The sequence below is a fragment of the Helicobacter valdiviensis genome (genome assembly GCF_003245365.1).
Taxonomy (GTDB): Bacteria; Campylobacterota; Campylobacteria; order Campylobacterales; family Helicobacteraceae; genus Helicobacter_D; species Helicobacter_D valdiviensis.
In genome coordinates this window covers 1-1,784 of the sequence record NZ_NBIU01000075.1, presented here as the reverse complement: position 1 = coordinate 1,784, position 1,784 = coordinate 1, and the positions used below count along the sequence as shown (strand labels likewise).

3 protein-coding genes are annotated in these 1,784 nt (G+C 27.4%); 1 reads left to right on the top strand and 2 read right to left on the bottom strand.

The features are described 5' to 3' along the window. The first annotated feature begins 81 nt into the window (after positions 1-81). Positions 82-876, top strand: a complete 795-nt coding sequence (locus B6S12_RS10525; RefSeq protein ID WP_111230721.1) for a DNA adenine methylase — start codon at positions 82-84, stop codon at positions 874-876. Between the two features lie 2 nt (positions 877-878). Here B6S12_RS10525 and B6S12_RS10520 read toward each other — a convergent pair whose 3' ends face one another. Together B6S12_RS10520 and B6S12_RS10515 are read right to left on the bottom strand one after the other, a co-directional pair. Then, positions 879-1,160: a hypothetical protein gene (locus B6S12_RS10520; RefSeq protein WP_111230720.1), complete on the bottom strand. Its 282-nt coding sequence runs from the start codon at positions 1,158-1,160 to the stop codon at positions 879-881. Positions 1,161-1,218: 58 nt separating this feature from the next. After that, positions 1,219-1,784: S24 family peptidase (locus B6S12_RS10515; protein WP_111230719.1), on the bottom strand; the 566-nt coding region annotated here is incomplete at its 5' end.

The following is a 1,784-nucleotide window of genomic DNA, read 5'->3' as shown; positions in this document are numbered from 1 at the left end:
CTAGCCCAAGAAAACTAGCAAAAAGATTATAGCTTTAAAATTTAATTTAAAGCTATTTTATTTCATTTTAAAAGGATATTTATGGAAAATTCACTTAAAATGAAAACTAGCACCATTAAAACTACAAAGCTTAAAGCCCCTTTTGCATGGGTTGGAGGAAAGAGTGCATTAGCTAAAGAGATTATTACACTTATGCCAGAACATAAAAGCTATATTGAAGTTTTTGGAGGAGCATTAAACATTCTTTATCAAAAAGAAAGCTCCAAAGTAGAAGTGATTAATGATATTAATGATGATTTAATTAATCTTCATCTTTGTATTAAAAATAAGCCTGAAAGTCTAACAAATGTGCTAAATTCTATGCTAGTTAGTAGAAAAATCTTTTATATGTTAAAAAATAAAGAGCTAAAGCCAAGAAATCAATTAGAAAGAGCTGCGTTTTATTTCTATCTTATCCAATGTTCTTTTGGGGCGATGAAAGAAAGCTTTGCAATGAGTAAAACAAGAGCTCCTAAAAAACTTTATAGAGATTTTAGTATATATTCTAAAAGACTAAAGAGAGTTAGCATTGAAAATAGGAGCTTTGATTATATTTTAAAACATTATGATAATAGTGAGGCTTTGTTTTATTTAGACCCACCTTATGTAGGGACAGAATCCTATTATCAAAACACAGGAGGTTTTGGGCTAAAAGAACATAAGCTTTTAAATGAGTTGTTAAAAAATATCAAAGGTAAATTTATGCTCTCTTATAATGATTGTGAGCTAGTAAGAGAGCTTTATAAAGACTTTAATATTAAAGAATTAAAGGTTAAATACTCTCTTAGCTCAAAGGAGAGAAAAGAGCAAAAGGAACTTTTAGTGATGAACTTTTAGGGCTATCCCCTAAAAGCTAAATCATACAAATCTTCATTTTTATTATACTCTAATACAACATCTAGTTTAGCTTCTGTTTTAATAGTAATTATATTTAGATTTTTAGGATTAAATGTTTCGCTTTTTATTGTTTTAATAGCTAAAATTAAAGCTTTCATTTCTTCTAAACTTTCTAATCTTGCATCTAAGCTTTCTGTGAAAAGTTCATCATTTGTTATTTCATACCAATATCTTAAAGTATTTTCTAAATTCTCTTTTAGAGTTTCAAGGTTTGTGTTTTTCATCTATTCTCCTTTAATTTTGTTAGGACAACGATAACTTTTACTTGCTTAGTGTGTGCTGTTACATTCTCCTTATCTCTCCAATTACTGCACCTATTAGCAAAAATTCCCCATTGCTATAAAACATATCTTTATAGTTAGGATTAAAAGAATGCAAAATTACTCCATTATCTTTTTTAAAGACTTGTTTTATAAATAAACCCTCTTTAGTATTAATCACATAAATACCTTTATTTTTAAAAGGTTTGTTTCTATCAATCACACAAATTGAACCCCCTTTTATAACTTCTTCCATACTATCACCCAAACTTGTAATAAACTCACAATTTTTACTTTTAAAAAAATCTAGTAATGTATTATCTATAATAATTTCTTGAAACTCTACAAACTCATTAATTCCTCCTCCACCTAAAGAAGCATTAGTCTTATAAAGCTTTAGGATTTTATACTTTTCTTCACAATCTAATATTTCTTTTATAGAGCTTCCATAGAAAAAGTAATTAATACTAATATTTCTTTTATGCAAAAAGTTTAAGATTTGTGGATAGGGGATAGAGTTTCTAAACTTCATAGAATTAAAAGTATCAGGATTTATTCCTAGCTCTTTTGCAACTTCTTTAGCACTTA

What these genes read in the sequence shown, in the direction of transcription:
- B6S12_RS10525 (WP_111230721.1), top strand. Translation starts at nt 82, where the DNA reads ATGGAAAATTCACTTAAAATGAAAACTAGCACCATTAAAACTACAAAG.
- B6S12_RS10520 (WP_111230720.1), bottom strand. Translation starts at nt 1,160, where the DNA reads ATGAAAAACACAAACCTTGAAACTCTAAAAGAGAATTTAGAAAATACT.